Here is a 20,428-nt window from a genome sequence, read left to right as displayed (position 1 = left end):
ATCCGTAGCGGTCAGAAAAGATACCCTGTTTATGCCGCAATTAGCCCGCCAGCTCAAGGGCAATGGCCTGAAAGACAATAAAAAAACGGCCAGTAGCGGTTTGCCAATGGCCGTTGGTTTGCTGCGGGAGGCTTATTTTTCTGGTGGGAACACCAGGTTCAGCACGATAGCGGTGATCCCACCGGCTGCAATACCGGAAGACAGCAGGGTTTTAATCCAGTCCGGGGCAAACTGCAAGATCAGCGGCTGTTGGGAAACCCCCATGCCGACGGCCAGTGACAGCGCCATGATCATGATGGCACGGCGGTTTAACGTCTCGCGGGAAACGATGCGCACGCCGGAGGCCGCAATGGTACCAAACATCACCAGCGTCGCGCCGCCCAGCACCGGCTCAGGAATATGCTGCACAAAACCGGCAACGGCCGGGAAGAGCCCCAGCACGATCAGCATCAGCGCCACCACGAAGCCGACGTAGCGGCTGGCAACGCCGGTCAGTTGGATCACGCCGTTGTTCTGGCCAAAGCAGGAGTTCGGGAAGGTATTGAATACCGCCGACAGCATCGAGTTCAGGCCGTTGGCCAGTACGCCGCCTTTCAGGCGCTTCATATACAGCGGGCCGCTGACCGGTTGTTCAGAAACGTCGGAGGTGGCGGTGATATCACCGATAGTTTCCAGCGAAGTGACCATAAAGATCAGCATCAGCGGCAGCAGCAGGTTCCAGTCGAAGCCCAGGCCGTAGTACAGCGGTGTCGGAATGTTGATCAGGGTGGTTTGGGTGGACGGCTCGGTTGCCGGCAGCATATCCATGGCCCAGGCCAGCAGATAACCCACGGCCATGGCGATCACCAACGAAGCGACGCGCAGGTAAGGGTTGCGCTGGCGGTTAAGCAGAATAATCACCACCAGCACCGCCCCTGCCAACAGCAGATTTTTGGGGGAGCCGAAGGTGTGATCGTTCATCGCCGCATAGCCGCCACCGATAGAGGTCAGCCCGACCTGAATCAACGACAGGCCGATAATCATCACCACAATGCCGGATACCAGCGGGGTAATAATGCGACGTGCCAGGTGCAACACGCGTGACAGCAGGATTTCGGTGCAGGAGGCGACCATCAGGGTGCCAAACAGCGCGGCCATCATGGTGGGCACGTCTGCGCCGCCGTTTTTCAGCGCCAGCCCGCCCATGATCAGCGGTGAGACAAAGTTGAAGCTGGTGCCCTGAATGGACAGCAGGCCAGAACCCACCGGCCCCCAGGTTTTGATTTGCAGAATAGAGGCCAGGCCGGAAGCGAACAGCGACATGCTGATAATGTGTTGCGTATCCTGCGCAGGCAGGCCAAGCGCCTGGCAAATCAACAGGGCTGGGGTGATCACGGCAACAAACATCGCCAGCAGATGCTGGCCGGCGGCAAACAGGGTCTGCGGCAGCGGCGGGCGATCTTCCAGGCGATAAATCAGTTCGCTATTGTGTACAACGGGGGCTGATGCTTTTTGCGCGGCATCAAGCTCGGCGGTTTGACTGGACATGGTGTGGCATTCCCAAAGGCGGCAAAGAAGGCATTTTAATGATCTGCCTCACAAAAGCAAACGGTTGCGCATTAATATTTTTCGCGCTAACCGCCCTATGAATGTCGCATTTTCGTTCATTTTTTCTTGTGTTATTAGCCGTTTTTACTTTTAATCCCCCCTTCATCGAGTTAAAAAACTGAGTGAATTTTATAACTTATTAATTTATTGGATTTTATTACTACACGGAGTAGCTAGATGTTTCATCTCGATACTTACGGCACATTAGTTGCCGCCACGCTGGTTCTGCTGCTCGGGGGCAAATGCGTGCGCTCCATTCCTCTGCTGAGAAAATATACCATTCCTGCTCCCGTTGCTGGCGGCCTGCTGGTGGCGGTTCTGTTATTAGTATTAAAGAAGACGGTGAACTGGGAAATCGGCTTTGATATGTCGCTAAAAGACCCGCTGATGCTGGCCTTCTTTGCCACTATCGGCCTGAATGCCAACCTGGCACGTCTACGGGCCGGGGGCAAAGCGCTGCTGGTATTCTTGTTCGTGGTGCTGGGTCTGCTGCTGGTACAGAATGCCATCGGTATCGGCATGGCGAAAATGCTGGGGCTGGATCCGTTAATGGGCCTGATTGCGGGTTCTATTACGCTATCTGGCGGACACGGTACCGGGGCGGCCTGGAGCAAGGTGTTCATCGAACGCTATGGCTTTGAGAATGCCACCGAAGTGGCCATGGCCTGCGCCACCTTTGGTCTGGTGCTGGGCGGGTTGATTGGTGGCCCGGTAGCCCGCTATCTGGTGAAACACTCTTCAACGCCGGAAGGCACACCGGATGACAGCTTGCAGCCGAGCGGCTTTGAGAAGCCGGAAAGTGGCCGACTAATCACCTCACTGGTGATGATCGAAACCATTGCCATGATTGCCATCTGCCTGAGCATCGGTAACTTTATTGCCGGGTTATTGAACGGCACCGCCTTTGAGCTGCCGACCTTTGTCTGCGTACTGTTTGTCGGCGTGATCCTCAGTAATACCCTATCGGCAACGGGCTTCTATCAGGTGTTTGAGCGGGCGGTTTCCGTATTGGGCAACGTGAGCCTGTCGCTGTTCCTGGCGATGGCGTTGATGAGCCTGCGCCTGTGGGAGCTGGCTTCGTTAGCTCTGCCAATGTTGGCGATCCTGGCGGTACAGACGCTGGTCATGGCGCTGTATGCCATCTTCGTGACTTATCGCGTGATGGGTAAAAACTACGATGCTGCGGTGCTGGCGGCCGGCCATTGTGGTTTTGGTATGGGGGCGACGCCAACGGCCATTGCCAACATGCAGGCGATCACCGATCGTTTCGGTCCTTCACATCTGGCATTCCTGGTGGTGCCGATGGTCGGCGCGTTCTTTATCGATATCGCCAACGCCATCGTGATCAAGCTGTACCTGATGTTGCCGATATTCCCGGCGATTGGCTAAGTGAGATTGCCCCTCTTGCGGCAAAGAGGGGCAGATTGATTAGGCGTTGGAGTAGCGAGCGGTTTCTGGCAGCCAGCGCTCAATCAAGGCATGGGCATGTTGAGGATATTGCTGGTGAATATGGCGAGCCACGCGCTGAACTTCCGGGATCATGGCCTGATCGCGCAGCAAATCCGCCACTTTAAACTCTGCACTGCCGGTTTGGCGGGTTCCCAATAGCTCACCCGGCCCACGGATCTCCAGATCTTGCTGGGCAATCACAAAACCGTCGTTACTGTCACGCAGCACCTGCAGACGTTTTTGGGCGGTTTTACTGAGCGGGGTTTTATACAGCAATACACAATGCGAGGCGATCGCACCACGGCCAACCCGACCACGCAGCTGGTGCAACTGGGCCAAACCAAGACGCTCAGGGTTTTCGATAATCATCAGGCTGGCGTTCGGCACATCAACGCCCACTTCAATCACCGTGGTGGCTACCAGCAACTGCAACTCACCCTGTTTGAAAGCCTGCATCACCGCCTGTTTCTCGGCGGATTTCATGCGGCCATGCACCAGTGCCACCTTCAATTCTGGCAGTGAAATCTTCAGTTCTTCCCAGGTGGCTTCCGCTGCCTGGGCTTCCAGCAAATCAGATTCTTCGATCAACGTGCAGACCCAATACGCCTGACGGCCTTCTTCGATACAGGCGCTTTTTACCCGCTGGATGATATCGGCCCGGCGCGTATCAGGGATCGCTACCGTTGTCACCGGCGTACGGCCGGGAGGCAATTCATCGATCACCGAGGTGTCTAAATCTGCGTAGGCGGTCATCGCCAGCGTGCGTGGGATTGGCGTGGCGGTCATGATCAACTGATGAGCATGGAACCCTTGTTCTTCCCCTTTCTCCCACAACGCCAGCCGCTGGTGAACGCCAAAGCGGTGTTGTTCATCGATGATCACCAGCGCCAGGCCATTAAACTGCACCTGCTCCTGGAAAATGGCGTGTGTTCCTACCACCATCGATACCTGGCCGCTGGCAATGGCTTCTTGCTGGGCGAGGCGTGCTTTGCCTTTTTGCTTGCCGGCCAACCAACCCACTTCAATGCCCAGGGGTTCAAACCACTGGCGGAAGTTATTGGCGTGCTGTTCGGCGAGCAATTCAGTAGGTGCCATCAGCGCTACCTGTTTGCCGTGCGCAATGACCCGTAGCGCGGCCAAGGCCGCAACCAGGGTTTTACCTGAGCCGACGTCGCCCTGCACCAGGCGCATCATCGGGAAACCTTTTTGCAGATCCGCTTCAATATCTGCCACCACCCGGGTTTGCGCACCGGTTGGTGAGAATGGGAGCTGAGCCAGGAAGCGGTTTTTCAGCCGATCGTCAGGTGTTAGTGATAATGCCCGATAGCTCTGTGCACCGGCCCGAACGGCCAACATGCTGAGGTTATGCGCCAGCAATTCTTCGAGGATCAGGCGTTTTTGTGCCGGGTGCTTACCCTGCTCCAAATCGACCAGTTGGATATCCGGCGGTGGGCGGTGCAGCAAATGCAGCGCTTGCGGCAGGCTCATCAAGCCACCGCTTAACTCCGGTGGCAGCAGTTCGGCAATCGCACAGGTATCCAGTAATTCCAGCGCCTGATCGGTTAACTTGCGCAGCGTAGCCTGGCGGATCCCTTCGGTGGTGGGATACACCGGCGTCAGGGCTTCCTGTAGCTCAACTTCGCTGTTTTCCCCTTGAACGCGGTATTCTGGATGGATGATTTCCGCGCCGTGGGTACCGCGTTTGACTTCGCCATAGGCCGTTACGTGGCGGCCGGTCGCCAGGCTGTTCTTCATCGCCGCGTTGAAGTTGAAAAAACGCATGGTCAGGATGCCGGTGCCATCGCTGATCTGGCAGGTCAGCATGCGGCGGCGGCCAAAGCTGATATCGCTGCGCAGCACTTCGCCTTCCACCGTGGCAAAAATGCCAGGCAGCAGATCGTTGATGAGATAGAGGCGGGTGCGATCTTCGTAACGCAGAGGGAGGTGCAGCAGCAGATCCTGGATGGTATTCAGGCCGATTTTGGCCAATTTCCCCGCCTGGCTGGCTCCAACCCCGGAAAGTGTGGTGAGTGGGACGGCATCCAGCAGGCGGCCTTTCATCGGCGTACCGTCGTGGCCTGCATGGCAGCCCACCATTCGGCATCGGCAACCACCTGGCCCTGCTCGTCAATCTGCGGGCGCGGTAGCTTTTTGCGTTTGGCCACGTTGGCCAATACCGGGTAGCCACCTTCAAACAGCAGGCGTTGTTGCTCCTCTGCGTCCAAGGCACTGTGATCGCGGCGGTACATGCCGGCGTTTTGCCGCTGGCGCTGGGCCTCATACAGGATCAGTGCCGCAGCGACGGACACGTTCAGCGACTGCACCATACCGATCATCGGAATGATAATGTCCTGATCGGCCAGGGCGAGTGCCTCTTCGGTGATGCCGGTTTTTTCCTGCCCCAGCAGAATGCAGGTGGGGCGGGTGTAGTCGATTTCGCGAAAATCAACGGCACGGGCAGAAAGGTGAGTTGCCAGGATTTGCATTCCCTGGCCTTTCAGTTGCGTGACCGCATCGGCGATGGTGGGGTGAGTTTTGACGCTCACCCAGCTATTGCTGCCCGCAGCGGAGGAGACCAGGGTACGCATCCGCGGGGTTGGCCACACGGCATGCACCTGATGTACGCCGACGGCATCGGCGGTACGGATAATCGCGGAGACGTTATGCGGTTTGTGAACCTGTTCCAGGCAGACTGTCAGATCGGGCTGCCGGGTGGCCAGCATTTCACAAATCCGCGCATAGCGTTCGGGGCTCATAGGCGCTAATTTCGGTTACGGTTAACTTTAATCACATCCGGCATGATACGGATCTTACGCATAATATTTGCCAGGTGGATGCGATCGCGGGTGGTCAGGCGAATAAAGGCGCTGTAGACCCGGCCATCTTTCTCTTCGGTATTCAGGCTTTGAATATTCGATTCGGCCGCATTGATCGCTGCCGTGAGGTTGGCCAACGCACCCTGATGGTTGAACATGTCCACTTTGATTTCCGCAATGAACTCCTGCTCGGTTTCCATATCCCATTCGACCGCCATGAATTTCTCTGGCTCTTTCTGATAACCGCGGATATTACGACAGGACTCATGGTGAACCACCAGACCTTTGCCCGGGCTGACGTGGGCAATAATCGGGTCGCCTGGAATTGGGCGACAGCACTTGGCAAAGGTGATCAGCACGCCATCGGCGCCTTTGATGGCCAGGTTGCGCACGCCGTTTGAGGAACCCAGGCTGGACTGATCGCCTTGCAGGTTCTTCGCGACCACTACGCTCATGGCGTTACCGAGGCCGATTTCTGCCAGCAGATCGTCCAGCGTGGCCAGCTTCATGCGATCCAGCTCATGCTGGATATTCTCTGGCGGCACTTCCGACAGTTTGCGGCTGCCCCCGAGCGCATGGTTGAGCAGGCGGCGGCCCAGGCTGACGGAATCATCGCGTTTGAGGTTTTTCAACATCTGGCGGATTTTGGCGCGCGCTTTGGAGCTCACCACGAAGTTCAGCCAGGCGGCATTTGGCCGGGCGCCCGGAGCGGTGATGATCTCTACCGTCTGGCCACTGGCCAATGCTTGTGACAGCGGGTGCGGCTGACGATCGACACGTGCGCCAACGCAGGCGTGGCCAATATCGGTATGCACGGCGTAGGCAAAGTCGACCGGCGTGGCACCGGCAGGCAGTTCGACGATGCGGCCTTCCGGGGTGAACACGTAAATCTCATCTGGGAACAGATCGGATTTGACGCTTTCAATAAATTCAAACGAGCTACCGGCGCTCTGTTGCAGTTCCAGCAGGCTTTGCATCCAGCGCTGAGCGCGGATTTGTGCGGTGGTGCCGGTTTCGCCCTGTTCCTTCTCTTTATAGGCCCAGTGCGCGGCGACCCCCATCTCGGCCATCTGATCCATATCTTCGGTACGGATCTGCACCTCAACCGGCACGCCGTGCGGGCCGATCAGCGAGGTATGCAAAGATTGATAGCCGTTGGCTTTGGGAATGGCAATATAGTCTTTGACCCGGCCCGGGCGCGGCTTGTACAGGCTATGTGCCTGGCCCAGTACCCGGTAGCAGGTATCCACTTCTTTAACGATCACCCGGAACGCGTAAATATCCATGATGGAATGGAAACGCTGTTCTTTCAGGTGCATCTTGCAGTAGATGGAATAGAGGTGCTTTTCCCGCCCGCTGACGCGGCAGGGGATACCGGCTTCGGTCAGGCGCCCTTCGATTTCAGAGAGGATTTTCTGGATCATCTCCTTACGGTTACCACGCGCGGCTTTCACCACTTCTTTGATTACGCGGTAGCGGTTCGGGTAAAGCGCTTCAAAACCCAGCTCTTCCAGCTCGGTTTTCAGGTGATGAATACCCAGGCGGTGGGCCAATGGGCTATAAATTTCCAGGGTTTCGCGGGCGATACGCCGCCGTTTGTCCGGGCGCAACGAGCCAAGCGTTCGCATATTGTGGGTGCGATCGGCCAGCTTGATCAGTACGACGCGGATATCCTGCACCATCGCCATGATCATCTTGCGGAAGTTCTCCGCCTGCGCTTCTTTCTTATCCTGGAATTTCAGTTTGTCTAGCTTGGATACGCCCTCAACCAGTTCAGCAACGCTTTTGCCAAACAGTTGTTCCATATCCTGATAGGTGGCCGGGGTGTCTTCGATGACGTCGTGCAGCAGGGCTGCCATCAGCGTCTCATGATCGAGACGCATTTCCGCCAGAATACAGGCCACGGCAACCGGGTGAGTAATGTAGGGCTCACCACTGGAGCGTGTCTGTCCCTCGTGAGCATCACGTGCGACGAGGTATGCCTGTTTGAGGCGCTTAATCTGCTCCTCAGGCAAGTAACGTTGAATCAGCAGATTCAGGCTTTCAAACAGGTACAAGGCAGACTCACAGTCTAATTAACGACGACCTTCAGCAATCGCGGTAACCGCCTGGATCTCTGCGGCTTCCTGCTCTTGCTGCTCCTGGCGCTCACGAACATCGAGGATCTGGCTGTTGATCAGGCCTTCTTCGATTTCACGCAGAGCGATAACGGTGTACTTATCATTCTCTTCAGGTACCAGTGCATCCTTACCACCGGTCTGGATCTGACGTGCCCGACGAGCAGCGACCAACACCAGGTCAAAACGGTTACCAATTTTCTCTACAGCGTCTTGAACAGTTACGCGTGCCATATTTGTGCTACTCCACAGGTGACGAAAAGACTGGGCATAATACTGAAACTGTCTTCAGTCTGCCAATAGTTTGCTGATTAAAGCATCATGCCGCAGCATTTGACGGCCCAAACGCAAGCGTTCGGCGCGAATAATGGTCTTCAGATCGGACAACGCCAGATCAAAATCGTCATTCACGATTAAATAATCATACTCCGCGAAATGCGTCATCTCCGCGACGGCCTGCGCCATGCGCTTGGCGATCACGTCATCCGCATCTTGCCCACGGCCACGCAGGCGGCGGCCAAGCTCTTCCTTCGACGGCGGCAGAATAAAGATGCTGCGCGCCTGAGGCATTTTGGCGCGGATCTGCTGTGCGCCCTGCCAGTCGATATCCAGGAATACGTCAACGCCGGTCGACAGGACTTGCTCGATGGCCGCGCGGGACGTGCCGTAATAGTTGCCGAACACTTCTGCGTGCTCAAGAAACGCATCCTGCTCAATCATACGGCGAAATTCGTCTTTGGAGACGAAAAAGTAGTGCTCGCCGTGATTTTCACCCGGGCGGCTATCGCGCGTGGTGTGTGAAACCGAAACCTGCGTGTCGTACAGCGGTTGCGTCTTTAACAAAGCCTGAATCAGACTTGATTTCCCTGCGCCACTTGGGGCAGAGACAATATAAAGCGTGCCTTGAGCCATGATGATGTTCGTTGCTAGCGGTTGATAAGTCGGTTACAGCGGATGTGTAAATTCTCCGCACAGTATACACGGCTAACGGGCGGTATGCAGCGTTAGCTCGCATTTTGGCCGCAGCTTTCTGCTAAAAACAGCGTGAAAAAGTCAATTTGCGCTGAGTATCCGGAAATTTTTGCCGTTTTCAGCACATACACATTCCTTATTGGGGGGCGTTTCGCACCTGTGGTTTTTGCCGCTCGCCAGAGCCGGCGATGAGGTATTTACTGCCGGATAGCAAGGAGGTGCTCAATGTGGCGAGGTATTTACCGGGCGCTGGTGGCGGTGGGATTGCTGTGCAGCTCGGCATGGGCTGGTGGCTGTCCAGAGTGGTCGCCAGAGCGATTAAGGTTGGAAATGACGGCGCTGGATACTCAGCTGGCGCGCTGGGACGAGGCTTATTATCGCCTGGGTAACAGCCCGATCGATGATGAGGTTTACGACGGCCTATTGCAGCAACTGCAAGATTGGCGGCGTTGTGTTGGTGTGCGGGAAGACACTGTACGGGCATTGCCTGCGGGTAAAGTTCCGCATCCAGTAGCACAAACCGGGTTACGTAAGCTGCCCAACCGCGGTGCCGTCGAACAATGGATGCAGGGCCGAAGCGATCTGTGGGTGCAACCCAAGGTAGATGGCGTGGCGGTAACGCTGGTTTACCGGCAAGGTGTATTAGTGAACGCCATCAGTCGGGGGGATGGGCAGAAGGGGGAAAATTGGCTGGAAAAGGTCAAGGCAATCCCCGCTATTCCCAACGTTTTACCGGGGGCCACGGCCAATCTGGTGCTACAAGGGGAGCTGTTTCTGATGGTGAACGATCATCATCAGCAAGCTCAGGGGGGTATCAACGCCCGTTCCAAGGTGGCCGGGATACTGATGCGTAATGCGCCCACCGCGCAACTTGAACGGCTAGGTCTGTTCATCTGGGCGTGGCCGGATGGCCCGCCCACCATGGATGAACGTTTGCAACAACTTGCCCAGATGGGGTTTGTGCTGCCGCAGCAATATTCAAAACCGATCACGACGCTGGCAGAAGTGGAGCACTGGCGGGCAGCCTGGTACAGCGGCGCTTTACCCTTTGTCACTGATGGCGTGGTTATCCACCAAGGTCGTGAACCGCAAGGGCGCTATTGGCAGGCCAAACCCAATGACTGGGCAGTGGCCTGGAAATACCCCCCAGCTCAACAGGTTGCCAGAGTCACAGATGTCGAATTTGCCATTGGCCGCACCGGAAAAATTGCCGTGGTGCTGCGTCTGGTGCCGGTGCGAATGGACGATAAATGGATCCGGCGGGTTAACGTGGGTTCGCTGGCGCTATGGCAAAAATGGGATATCGTGCCTGGCGATCATATTGCGATCGGCCTGATGGGGCATGGCATCCCGCACCTGAAACAGGTGGTGTGGTGGGCGGCTGCAAGGGCGACACCCATCGCGCCAAAACAGGATGATTATCATGCACTGAGCTGTTTTACCTTGCAGCCCGGGTGTCGCCAGCAGTTTCTGGCGCGGCTGGTATGGCTGAGTAGCCGCGATGGGCTGAACATCACCGGGTTGAATAAAGCCGGCTGGCAGGCGCTGATCGATCAGGGATTAGTGAATAACCTGCTGGATTGGTTGCAGTTAACGCCTGAACGGCTGAATGAGGTGCCCAGTCTGGGAGCCAGGCGTGCGCAAGCCCTCTATCGTCAATTTCGTTTGGCGCAGCAGCAACCTTTTGAGCGCTGGCCGATCGCTCTCGGGGTACCAATTTCGCCATTGCAGTTGGCCACGCTGAAGAATTGGCCGCAGCTACAGCGGATGACGTCTGCGCAATGGCAGGAACTTGCCGGCATTGGCGCGCAAAAAGCCAGAAAAGTGCAGGAGTTTTTGCAGCATCCCGCCTTTCTGACGTTGGTCACAACTTTACAGCAGCACGATATTAGCGGCTTTGCCGTGGCACCTGAGCAAGATGCCCCACCGGATTAATGGTCGGGGTGCTGATAGTTAAATACCGGCAAACCAAGACGAAAACGCAGAGCGAGCAGGCGAGCACTAAGGCCTGCAACCAAGGTGATGATGATCACCATGTTATGCGGCAAGCTAAGGTGCTGCAGACCGATATACAGCCAGGCGGCGGCAAAGGCGATACCTGCATAGATTTCCTTCTGGAAAACCAGTGGAATGCGATTGCAGAACATATCGCGCAGCACACCGCCGAATACGCCAGTGATCACGGCAGCAATGGCTGCAATCAGTGGAGCATGGCCCATATCCAGTGCCACCTGCGCACCAATGATCGAGAAGACGATCAGCCCAATCGCGTCCAACACCAGGAACAGATGGCGCAGGTGGCGCATCAGCGGGGCCATCCAGGTGGTGATAATTGCCGCTATGGCTATGATAACAATATACTCAGGATGCTTTACCCAGCTCAGCGGGAAGTGCCCAAGCAGCATATCTCGCACGGAACCACCGCCAATGGCAGTGGCAGAAGCGATAAAAATCACGCCAAACAAATCCATCTGGCGGCGGCCTGCGGCTAACGCACCGGTCATGGCTTCTGCGGTAATGCCGATGATATAAAGAATGCTCAGTAACATAGGGGGTTCACAGGGTCGGGGGGCAAGAATGTCAACGCCGAAGGGTAACCAGCCTGGTAGCGTCTCACCACTGAGTTTTTTTGTTGGTGCTGCTTTCGAATTACTTTACCTAATGCTAAATAGGTGTTTTTTGCTTACTGATAGTCTCTGGTGTTGCTTGTGATTTTTATGAGGCATTAGAAATTTATCGTTAATTTCTGTTGATGATTATGTTTTATGTTTTGGTTATCGCCAATGTTTGGCCCGACAACCCCGTTAAGGAATGTAAAAGCGAGATGAAAAACACCCCGATATTGGCCGCCGCCTTAACCATGATGTTAAGCGGTTGTGTGGCACCCGTTCAAAAATCTGCACCACAGAAACCGGCCGCGCTGTGCAGCACCGGTGACCCGATGACCCAAACCACGCTCTATTTTGGGCTGAATCGCCCGGCGGGGCCAGCGATCACGGGGGCAGAATGGCAGGCCTTTGTCGATCAACAGGTTACCCCGCGTTTTAAAGAGGGCCTATCGGTGTTTGATGCCAAAGGGCAATGGTTGGGGAACGATGGCAAATTGGCGCGGGAAAACAGTAAGGCGCTGATGTTGATCCATGGCCCTGACGCAGCGAGTGAGCAAAATATCGAGGTGCTGCGCACCCGCTATAAGCAACAGTTTGCCCAAGACTCGGTGATGCGTGTCGATGCGCCGGTGTGCGTAGCGTTTTAATCGATCCCCGGCTTGCCGCAGCAGCAACAAGCTGGGGCAGTCGTATTACAGCACCAGCCCGGCCACCGCTGCCGAAAGCAGGCTGACCAGCGTGGAGCCATAAACCAGCTTCAGGCCGAAGCGGGAAACTACATTGCCCTGGCGCTCGTTCAAACCTTTTATGGCCCCGGCAACAATCCCAATGGAAGCAAAGTTGGCGAAGGACACCAGGAACACCGAGAGGATCCCCAAACCGCGTGGGGACAGTTCTGCCGCGATTTTTTTCAGCTCAATCATCGCCACAAACTCATTGGCGACCAGCTTGGTGGCCATAATGCTACCAGCCCGCAGCGCATCATGAGCCGGAATGCCGATGAGCCAGGCCAGCGGGTAAAACACGTAACCCAGGATCTGCTGGAAACTGATGCCAAAAATAGCGGCAAAAATGGCGTTAACGGCGGCGATCAGGGCGATAAAACCGATTAGCATGGCGGCAATGATCATCGCAATCTTGAAGCCGGCCAGAATATATTCCCCCAACATTTCAAAGAAGCTCTGCTGTTCATGCAGTTTATTCAGCTTTAGCTCCGGCTCATCGTCCACCTGATAGGGATTGATGATCGAGAGAATGATAAAGGTGCTGAACATGTTGAGGATTAAGGCTGCCACCACGTATTGAGCGTCGATCATCGCCATATAGGCACCCACGATCGACATTGATACCGTCGACATCGCGGTGGCTGCCATGGTGTACATCCGGCGTGGGGAAATATCCGCAATAATGCCCTTATAGGCAATAAAGTTTTCTGACTGGCCGAGCACCAGCGTGCTGACGGCGTTGAAAGACTCAAGCTTGCCCATGCCGTTCACTTTAGACAGCAAGGTACCCACGATGCGGATCACCCACGGCAGAATACGGAAATGCTGCAAAATACCGATCAACGCAGAGATAAAAATTATCGGGCACAACACGCCGAGGAAGATAAAGGCCAGCCCCTGGCTGCTCATGCCGCCGAACACAAAGTCGGAACCCTGTGCGGCGAAGGCTAGCAAGGTAGTAAAGAAATCGGCTACGTGTTTGATAGCGCCTAAACCAATGGCGGAATGAAGGAAAAAATAGGCCAGTGCGGCTTCAATTACCAGCAGCTGAATAATATAACGTGGGCGGATTTTCTTGCGGTCATTGCTGACCACTAAGGCGAGAACGACAATGACCACCAAGGCTAAAATAAATTGCAAAATTTGCGACATAAACAATCCGAACGGCATACGGGCTAGGAAAACGCTATTTAGCCACAGCCCGCGGAGCCTTTCATTACCCTGTACGTAATCGGAACAAAATACTTTTGCCGGGAATTATGCGTTCAGATTGTTGCCAGCCATCGACGGCTGGCAGTGTTTGATCGTGAAATTATCCCTATAAAAATAGTGGGTTAAGCGTTATTTAGCCTGAGCCAGCACGTTGCCTTCCCAACCCTGCTGGGCATAGTCGTTAAGATGGTCGATTTTACGCACCGGTTGCCCTTGGCTGAAGTTGATGTCATGCAGTGGAACCCAAACCTGCGAGGCCGCAAAGGCCGATTTGAAGTGATACTCCGCATGGCTCAGATCCGAAATGGCTGTCCAGTAAGTCCCAATGCCTTTGTTCTGATCCGGGCGCTTGCTGTATTTGGCATACATGTCGGTCACTTTCTGTTCGCTTGGCTCGGCTGGTGAGCCGATGGGGTAAGCCACGTTATTAATCACCGACAAAATAAAGCCCTGCGCCTGATTTTTATTGTCCGGCTGTGGCAGGTTTTTCAAATCATAGCTGGCGCGCACCAGGCGCTCATCCGCTTCCAGCCCGCCAGGGATCTCGCTGCGCTTGGCATTTTGATACTTGGCCAGGTTCTTGAGTTGCTGGTCGTAAGCCGGGGGATTGGTCATCACCCGATAATTTTTATCGTGGTAGATATTCACTTTGCCGTTATCGATCTCGATGATGGCCGAATCGCCGCTAACGTCTTCGATCGCGATGTGTTTGGTATCCGAAGCATAATCGATAGGCATATGAGCCGCGGCCAGGCGTACATCGCTGCGGATGGCTTTAACCGCTTCATCAACGGTGGCGTAGTTATCCAGGATATAGCTCAACCAGGCGCGGCTTTCGAGCACCGGTTTGTCCTGATTGCCCTGTTGGATCTGGCTGCCGTTCATATAAAACAGCGTATGGCCCGCCAGCCCCTTTTCATTCATGCCGTCCATCGGGAACACGCCATCGGCGTAAACCACGACGCTGCCATATTGGGTTTGCCACTGGGCGGCGTTCTTCGCATCGCCACCGTTATGTGCAATGCCCCGTGGGGTGATCACCAGCGAGGGATCTACCGGCCCGAAGAAATCCAAATTACGTGCGCTGACCATATAGCCTGGGTACATATTCATAAAGGCGCGGGTGCAGGCTTGTGCCCCGGTGGCCAGGCTGGCGCTGAGTGCGGCACCCACCAGCAGGGCAGATACGCTATGCGTGAGTTTCTTCATGATTTTTTCCTTACCAGAATGAGGTGAACGAAATAATGGTAAGCCTGCGAAGGAATATCGTAGAGTGGGTGACCGGGGGGAAAACCCCCGTAACGCTGCGGGAGGACAAATGGGGAAAATACGCTTTTCATTGGCGCAGATTGAGGCTTTTGCCTGTGTCTGTGAAACCGGCAATCTGACCCAGGCCGCCAAACGCTTGGGGAAGGATCGCACCACGATCGCTGAGCTGATCGAAAACCTGGAGTTGGATCTTGGCTATTCGCTGTTTGATCGCAGTACCCGTCCGCTGCAGCTGACCGAGGCCGGTCAACGCCTTTACCGGCAAGCGCGGCTGTTTATGCAGGAGGCAGAAGCCTTCAACCTGCTGGCCCAGCATATTCCGCAGCAGGTGCGGCAGAAACTGACACTGTGTTATGACCCTTTTACCCCGCGCGCTTTTTTAACTGACCTGGCGGTGTTCCTGAGCCAGCGCGGTATTCAGCTTGATTTGCTGATGATGGAGCGTGGCGAAGGCGAACTCGCGTTGGCAGACGATGTGGCGGATATTGGCGTTTATCAGGCGATAAACCGCTCGATCGGTGAAAAATTTAAATGGCGGGCGTTGGGGGCTATCGAGCTGGCCGTCTATGCTCGCGAGGGGTTTTTCCCCACTGGCAGCCCGGTGACTTTGCTGTCTCTGGCATCCAGCACTCAGCTCATTCCCTTCAGCCACCTGCCTGAGCCGATGGCGAAACGTCTGCAAATCGCCGATCGCATTCAAGTCGTCAATGAACCGGCTTTGCTGCAAGCATTGCTAACCGCTGGTCTGGGGTGGGCTTTCTTGCCAACTCATCTGCAAATGCAGCACTTGCCGCAGGTTAATCGGCAAGATACGGAATTGGGTAAGCAGGGGTTGATGCATCCGATGGTGGCGTTATGGAAGCCCGGAGCCAATAGCGAATTGTTGGAACTGATCGAAAGTATGCAGCAGATATTTGATGGCTCGGTGGTGGCTTGAAAAATATGAGCCCTTCATTTGGCGTAGGGCTAGTCCAGAGCTGCGGTCAGGTGCAGAAGGTAATTCGTAGCACGTTAGGTCCCCTCTCCCTATGGGAGAGGGGTAGGGTGAGGGGCATTACTGCTCGTCTTTCTGCTCTTCAGCCTCGACCTTACGATACCAGCGTGGGTGATGTTTCTTCGCCCAGCGGCGGCTGACCTTGCCTTCAATCATGCCCTTGATCGAACCTTTCACCCAGAATGCCATATACATATGGATCAGGATGGCGTGGATCAGCACGATTGCCGATGCGGCATGGATCAACAGCGCATAACGGATCACCGGGATCGGGAAGTTATGGGCAAAATAAGGGCGCCAGATGATAATACCGGTGATCAACAGCACGAAAATCATGCTCATGATGCTCCAGAACATCATCTTCTGACCGGCATTATATTTGCCAACGTCAGCGACCTTATGCTCATTGCCCTTCAGCACTTCCACGATACCCTTGACCCACGGCAAGTCCTCTTTCTCGGGGATGTTATGTTTCACAAAACGGAAGAACATAAACATCAGCGCGACAAAGATCAGCACGCCAAAGAAAGGATGCAGGATGCGGCCCATCTGCGGCGTACCAAAGGTTTCGGTCAACCATTGCAGCGTAGGGAAGAACAACGCAATGCCAGACAGCGACACCAGGAAGAAGCAGATAACCACCGTCCAGTGACAGGCCCGGTCGATAAACTTGGTGCGAACAATCATTTTACTTTTGCTCATGATGGTCGTCCTCGTCTTCATCATCGACTTCTTTGTTCGGTCCGATACCGATGTAGTGGTAAATCAAGCCGGCAAAGGTGGCGATGAAGCCTGCCACAGATAACGGCTTGAGCACGCTTTTCCACAACCCGATCGACAGATCGATATGCGGGTCCTTTGGCAAATTGTGATACAGCTCGGGGTTATCGGCATGGTGCAGTACGTACATCACGTGGGTGCCGCCAACGCCTTGCGGGTTGTAAATGCCCGCTTGGTCAAAGCCGCGTTTCTTCAGCTTTTCGACGCGCTCCTGTGCCACGTCCAGCATTTCTGCTTTGGTGCCAAAGTGAATCGCGCCCGTCGGGCAGGTTTTCACACAGGCCGGTTCCTGGCCCACGCTGACGCGATCCACACACAGGGTACATTTGTACGCCCGGTTGTCTTGCGGGTTGAGCCGTGGGATGTTGAACGGACAGCCGCTGATGCAGTAGCCACAACCAATGCAGTGCTCAGACTGAAAATCCACGATGCCGTTGGCATATTGGATAATCGCCCCGGCAGACGGGCAGGCCTTCAGGCAACCCGGATCCGCGCAGTGCATACAGCCATCCTTGCGGATCAGCCATTCCAGCTTGCCGTTCTGCTCCACTTCCGAGAAACGCATCAGCGTCCAGGATTTGGCACTCAGATCGGCGGGGTTGTCATAAACCCCGACGCAGTGGCCCACTTCGTCGCGGATGTCATTCCATTCGGAACAGGCCACCTGACAGGCCTTGCAACCGATGCAGGTGGAAACGTCGATCAGCTTGGCGACCTCAACCTTGTAATCACGCGCCTGCGGCGGTGGTGTCAGGGTGTTGGTGGCCGAACGTTTGATAATGTCTTGTGATTGCATGGACATAAATTCAGCTCCTTACACCTTTTCCACGTTAACCAGAAACGCTTTGTACTCCGGCGTTTGCGAGTTGGCATCGCCGACAAACGGCGTCAGGGTGTTGGCCAGATAGCCTTTGCGCGTCGCCCCTTCAAAGCCCCAGTGCAGTGGAATACCGATGGTGTCGACATCCTGCCCGTTCACCTTCAGGGTTTGCAGACGGCGGGTCACCACGGCTTTCGCCTTGATAAAGCCGCGCTTGCTGCTGACCTTGACGGTGTCGCCTTGCTCAATCCCTTTCTCTTTCGCCAGACGTTCGCTGATTTCCACAAACTGCTCCGGCTGCATGATCGCGTTAAGGCGCGCGTGCTTGGTCCAGGTGTGGAAATGCTCGGTCAGACGATAGGTGGTACCGACATACGGGAATTCGGATTTATCACCCATGCGTTTGGCGTCGGACGGATAGAGACGGGCCGCCGGGTTGGAGATCACGTTTGGATGCAGTGGGTTGGTGCCCAACGGCGTTTCAAACGGCTCGTAGTGTTCCGGGAACGGCCCTTCGGCCATTTTGTCGATGGCAAACAGCCTGCCCAGACCTTCCGGTTGCATGATAAACGGCCCAACGCCGCTGCCCGGTGCGGCAGTGTTGTAGTCTGGAATATCATTCCCGACCCACTTGCTGCCGTTCCATTCAATCAGCATGCGTTGCGGATCCCAAGGTTTACCCATTGGGTCGGCGGAGGCGCGGTTGTAGATAATGCGGCGGTTCAGCGGCCATGCCCAGGCCCAGCCCAGCGTATTGCCCAAACCGGACGGATCGCTGTTATCACGGTTGGCCATCTGGTTGCCTTTGCTGGTCCAACTGCCGGCATAGATCCAACAGGCCGAAGCCGTGCTGCCGTCATCGCGCAGCAACGCGAAGGAGTCCAGCAACTGGCCTTTTTTCGCTTGCAGGTTGCCGTTGGCGTCATACAGATCTTCCAGCGCATAGCCGTTGCTGTCTTTCGCCACTTCCTCGGATTCAGGGTGATCTGGCCGTTCATAGTGCCAGCTCATCTTCAGTAACGGCTCGACACCTTTACCGCCTTCGCTGCCATACATCTGACGCAGACGATGGTACAGACCCGCCAGGATCTCGCCGTCGGTTATCGCTTCACCTGGGGCATCGCCGCCTTTCCAGTGCCATTGCAGCCAGCGGCCGGAGTTGGCGATCGAACCGTCTTCTTCGGCGAAGCAGGTTGATGGCAGACGGAATACTTCGGTCTGGATCGCCGCAGTATCGACATCGTTCATCTCACCGTGGTTTTGCCAGAAGTTGGAGGTTTCCGTGACCAGCGGATCGATGATCACCAGATACTTCAGTTTGGCCAATGAGGCGACCACCTGATTTTTATCCGGGAACGAGGCGACCGGGTTAAAGCCCTGGCAGATATAGCCGTTGACCTTATTCTGATCCATCATCTGGAAGTATTTCATTACGTCGTAGGACTGATCCCACTTCGGCAACCAATCAAAGCCCCAGTTATTCTCTTTCTGTGCATCGTTACCGTAGAACGATTTCATCAGGCTGACGAAGAATTTCGGGTAGTTGCTCCAATAGTTAACCTGGCCCGGTAAGGTGGCCTTTGGCGTATTGGCGGTCAGATAGGTGGTCAGATCGGTCTGTTTATCCGAAGGCAGCGTCAGATAACCCGGCAGGCTGGTGGACAGCAGGCCGATATCGGTCAACCCCTGAATGTTGGAGTGACCACGCAGGGCGTTGACGCCACCGCCAGCCATCCCCATGTTGCCTAGCAGCAACTGGATCATCGCCATGGTGCGGATGTTCTGCGCGCCGACCGTGTGCTGCGTCCAACCCAAGGCGTACAGGAAGGTCGTTGTGCGGTCTGCTGCACTGGTCGAAGCCAGGACTTCGCACACCTTCAGGAAATCTTCCCGTGGGGTGCCGCAGATATTTTCCACCACTTCCGGGGTGTAGCGGCTGACGTGCGTTTTCAGCAGGTTCCAGACGCAACGCGGGTGCTGGAGCGTATCGTCACGCAAGGCATAGCCGTCTTCGCCAAACTGGTAGTTCCAGGTGGTTTTGTCGTATTGGCGTTTGCCTTCGTCATAACCGCTGAACAACCCGTCTTCAAAGGTAAAGTCATCCCGGACCAACAGGTTGGCGTTGGTGTAATGCTTCACGTATTCGGCATTGATCTTGTTGTTGGAAATCAGGTACAGCAAAACGCCCGACAGGAAGGTAATGTCGGTGCCGGAGCGGATCGGTGCATAGATATCGGCAACCGATGCGGTACGGGTAAAGCGGGGATCGACGACGATTAACGTGGCGTCGTTGTTGTTTTTGGCTTCCATCGCCCAGCGGAACCCCACCGGATGCGCTTCAGCGGCGTTGCCGCCCATCACCATCACAACGTTGGCGTTTTTGATATCAACCCAGTGGTTGGTCATCGCACCGCGACCAAATGTTGGAGCAAGACTTGCTACCGTTGGTCCGTGTCAGACACGCGCTTGGTTATCAACTGCCAGCATGCCCAGCGAACGGACAAACTTTTGCGTCAGCATACCGGTTTCGTTACTGGCCGCAGAGGCGCACAACATCCCGGTGGAGAGCCAACGGTTTACCGTTACGCCAGCGGCGTTGGTGGCTTCGAAGTTGGCATCCCGGTCATCTTTCATCAGTCTGGCAATGCGATCAAAGGCATCATTCCAACTGATACGCTGCCATTTGTCTGAGCCAGGCGCGCGATATTCCGGGTAACGCAGGCGGCTATCGCTGTGGATATAATCCAGCAGGCCGGCGCCTTTCGGGCATAGCGCCCCACGGTTGACCGGGTGATCCGCGTCGCCTTCGATATGGAAAATGGTCGATTTGGCGTTTTTCGCCCCATCGCCCAGGCTATACATCAATAAACCGCAGCCTACGGAACAGTAGGTACAGGTGTTGCGGGTTTCTTTGGCGCGCAATAATTTGTAGTTGCGCGTTTCCGCTAACGCAGCCTTGGGCGCGAAGCCTAATGCTGCCACCGTGGTCCCAGCCATCCCGCCAGCGCAGATTTTAAAAAACTGTCTGCGATTGACGTCCATTGCTTTCCCTAATGCTTATCAGTGGTTTTTTAGTCA

Annotated in this window: 16 protein-coding genes; 4 read left to right on the top strand and 12 right to left on the bottom strand. The window is 55.4% G+C overall.

The genetic code is table 11. The features are described 5' to 3' along the window. Nucleotides 1-132: 132 nt before the first annotated feature. Nucleotides 133-1,527, bottom strand: a complete 1,395-nt coding sequence (locus tag ACRDCA_RS05260) for a nucleobase:cation symporter-2 family protein (RefSeq protein ID WP_438688587.1) — start codon at nucleotides 1,525-1,527, stop codon at nucleotides 133-135. Between the two features lie 237 nt (nucleotides 1,528-1,764). On the opposite strand from ACRDCA_RS05260, the gene gltS reads away from it, so the two are divergent. Next, on the top strand, nucleotides 1,765-2,976 hold the full coding sequence (gene gltS / locus ACRDCA_RS05255) for a sodium/glutamate symporter (RefSeq protein WP_438688586.1): 1,212 nt from the start codon (nucleotides 1,765-1,767) through the stop codon (nucleotides 2,974-2,976). 39 nt (nucleotides 2,977-3,015) lie between these two features. Here gltS and recG read toward each other — a convergent pair whose 3' ends face one another. The 5 genes from recG to gmk are packed head-to-tail and all read right to left on the bottom strand — an operon-like array spanning nucleotide 3,016 to nucleotide 8,881. Then, nucleotides 3,016-5,097 (bottom strand): ATP-dependent DNA helicase RecG, encoded by a 2,082-nt coding sequence (gene recG / locus ACRDCA_RS05250; protein ID WP_438688618.1) that lies wholly within the window; start codon nucleotides 5,095-5,097, stop codon nucleotides 3,016-3,018. Further along, complete coding sequence (gene trmH / locus ACRDCA_RS05245; protein WP_438688585.1) at nucleotides 5,094-5,792, bottom strand: tRNA (guanosine(18)-2'-O)-methyltransferase TrmH; 699 nt, start codon at nucleotides 5,790-5,792, stop codon at nucleotides 5,094-5,096. The genes recG and trmH overlap by 4 nt, the downstream gene beginning before the upstream one ends. 5 nt (nucleotides 5,793-5,797) lie before the next feature. Next, entirely contained in the window at nucleotides 5,798-7,909 is a 2,112-nt protein-coding gene (gene spoT / locus ACRDCA_RS05240) for a bifunctional GTP diphosphokinase/guanosine-3',5'-bis pyrophosphate 3'-pyrophosphohydrolase (RefSeq protein ID WP_025121292.1), read from the bottom strand. Between the two features lie 18 nt (nucleotides 7,910-7,927). Next, nucleotides 7,928-8,203, bottom strand: a complete 276-nt coding sequence (gene rpoZ, locus ACRDCA_RS05235; protein ID WP_024482945.1) for a DNA-directed RNA polymerase subunit omega — start codon at nucleotides 8,201-8,203, stop codon at nucleotides 7,928-7,930. Nucleotides 8,204-8,257: 54 nt separating this feature from the next. Next, nucleotides 8,258-8,881, bottom strand: coding sequence for a guanylate kinase (gmk, locus tag ACRDCA_RS05230; protein ID WP_024482944.1), 624 nt, complete (start codon nucleotides 8,879-8,881; stop codon nucleotides 8,258-8,260). 285 nt (nucleotides 8,882-9,166) lie between these two features. On the opposite strand from gmk, the gene ligB reads away from it, so the two are divergent. Beyond that, nucleotides 9,167-10,876, top strand: a complete 1,710-nt coding sequence (ligB, locus tag ACRDCA_RS05225; RefSeq protein ID WP_438688584.1) for an NAD-dependent DNA ligase LigB — start codon at nucleotides 9,167-9,169, stop codon at nucleotides 10,874-10,876. Here ligB and ACRDCA_RS05220 read toward each other — a convergent pair. Further along, a complete protein-coding gene (locus ACRDCA_RS05220; protein ID WP_025121295.1) occupies nucleotides 10,873-11,490 on the bottom strand; it encodes a trimeric intracellular cation channel family protein in 618 nt (205 codons plus the stop codon). The two genes, ligB and ACRDCA_RS05220, sit on opposite strands and share 4 nt — an antisense overlap. 275 nt (nucleotides 11,491-11,765) lie before the next feature. On the opposite strand from ACRDCA_RS05220, the gene ACRDCA_RS05215 reads away from it, so the two are divergent. Then, a complete protein-coding gene (locus ACRDCA_RS05215; protein ID WP_438688583.1) occupies nucleotides 11,766-12,197 on the top strand; it encodes a DUF3574 domain-containing protein in 432 nt (143 codons plus the stop codon). 45 nt (nucleotides 12,198-12,242) lie between these two features. On the opposite strand, the gene ACRDCA_RS05210 is transcribed toward ACRDCA_RS05215, so the two are convergent. Beyond that, complete coding sequence (locus tag ACRDCA_RS05210; protein ID WP_438688582.1) at nucleotides 12,243-13,427, bottom strand: NupC/NupG family nucleoside CNT transporter; 1,185 nt, start codon at nucleotides 13,425-13,427, stop codon at nucleotides 12,243-12,245. Between the two features lie 189 nt (nucleotides 13,428-13,616). Further along, nucleotides 13,617-14,696, bottom strand: a complete 1,080-nt coding sequence (locus ACRDCA_RS05205) for a linear amide C-N hydrolase (protein ID WP_438688581.1) — start codon at nucleotides 14,694-14,696, stop codon at nucleotides 13,617-13,619. A gap of 109 nt (nucleotides 14,697-14,805) precedes the next feature. Between ACRDCA_RS05205 and ACRDCA_RS05200 the strand changes: the two genes are divergently transcribed. After that, nucleotides 14,806-15,693 carry a LysR family transcriptional regulator gene (locus tag ACRDCA_RS05200; protein WP_438688580.1) on the top strand — a complete coding sequence of 296 codons (888 nt, stop codon included), beginning with the start codon at nucleotides 14,806-14,808 and terminating at the stop codon, nucleotides 15,691-15,693. A gap of 117 nt (nucleotides 15,694-15,810) precedes the next feature. Here the strand turns inward: ACRDCA_RS05200 and fdnI are convergent, their stop codons facing one another. From fdnI to fdnG, 3 genes are read right to left on the bottom strand one after another with little or no spacing between them, the layout of a single operon-like run. Beyond that, nucleotides 15,811-16,452: a formate dehydrogenase-N subunit gamma gene (gene fdnI / locus ACRDCA_RS05195; protein WP_438688579.1), complete on the bottom strand. Its 642-nt coding sequence runs from the start codon at nucleotides 16,450-16,452 to the stop codon at nucleotides 15,811-15,813. Then, a complete protein-coding gene (fdxH, locus tag ACRDCA_RS05190; RefSeq protein WP_438688578.1) occupies nucleotides 16,439-17,332 on the bottom strand; it encodes a formate dehydrogenase subunit beta in 894 nt (297 codons plus the stop codon). The genes fdnI and fdxH overlap by 14 nt, the downstream gene beginning before the upstream one ends. Nucleotides 17,333-17,344: 12 nt before the next feature. Continuing rightward, the gene (fdnG, locus tag ACRDCA_RS05185; protein WP_438688577.1) at nucleotides 17,345-20,392 is read right to left on the bottom strand and encodes a formate dehydrogenase-N subunit alpha; all 3,048 of its coding nucleotides are present in this window, start codon (nucleotides 20,390-20,392) and stop codon (nucleotides 17,345-17,347) included. Nucleotides 20,393-20,428 lie beyond the last annotated feature (36 nt).

The organism is Serratia sp. (in: enterobacteria) (assembly GCF_051654945.1).
Lineage (GTDB): Bacteria > Pseudomonadota > Gammaproteobacteria > Enterobacterales > Enterobacteriaceae > Chania.
This window is presented reverse-complemented; position numbering and strand designations above follow the sequence as displayed.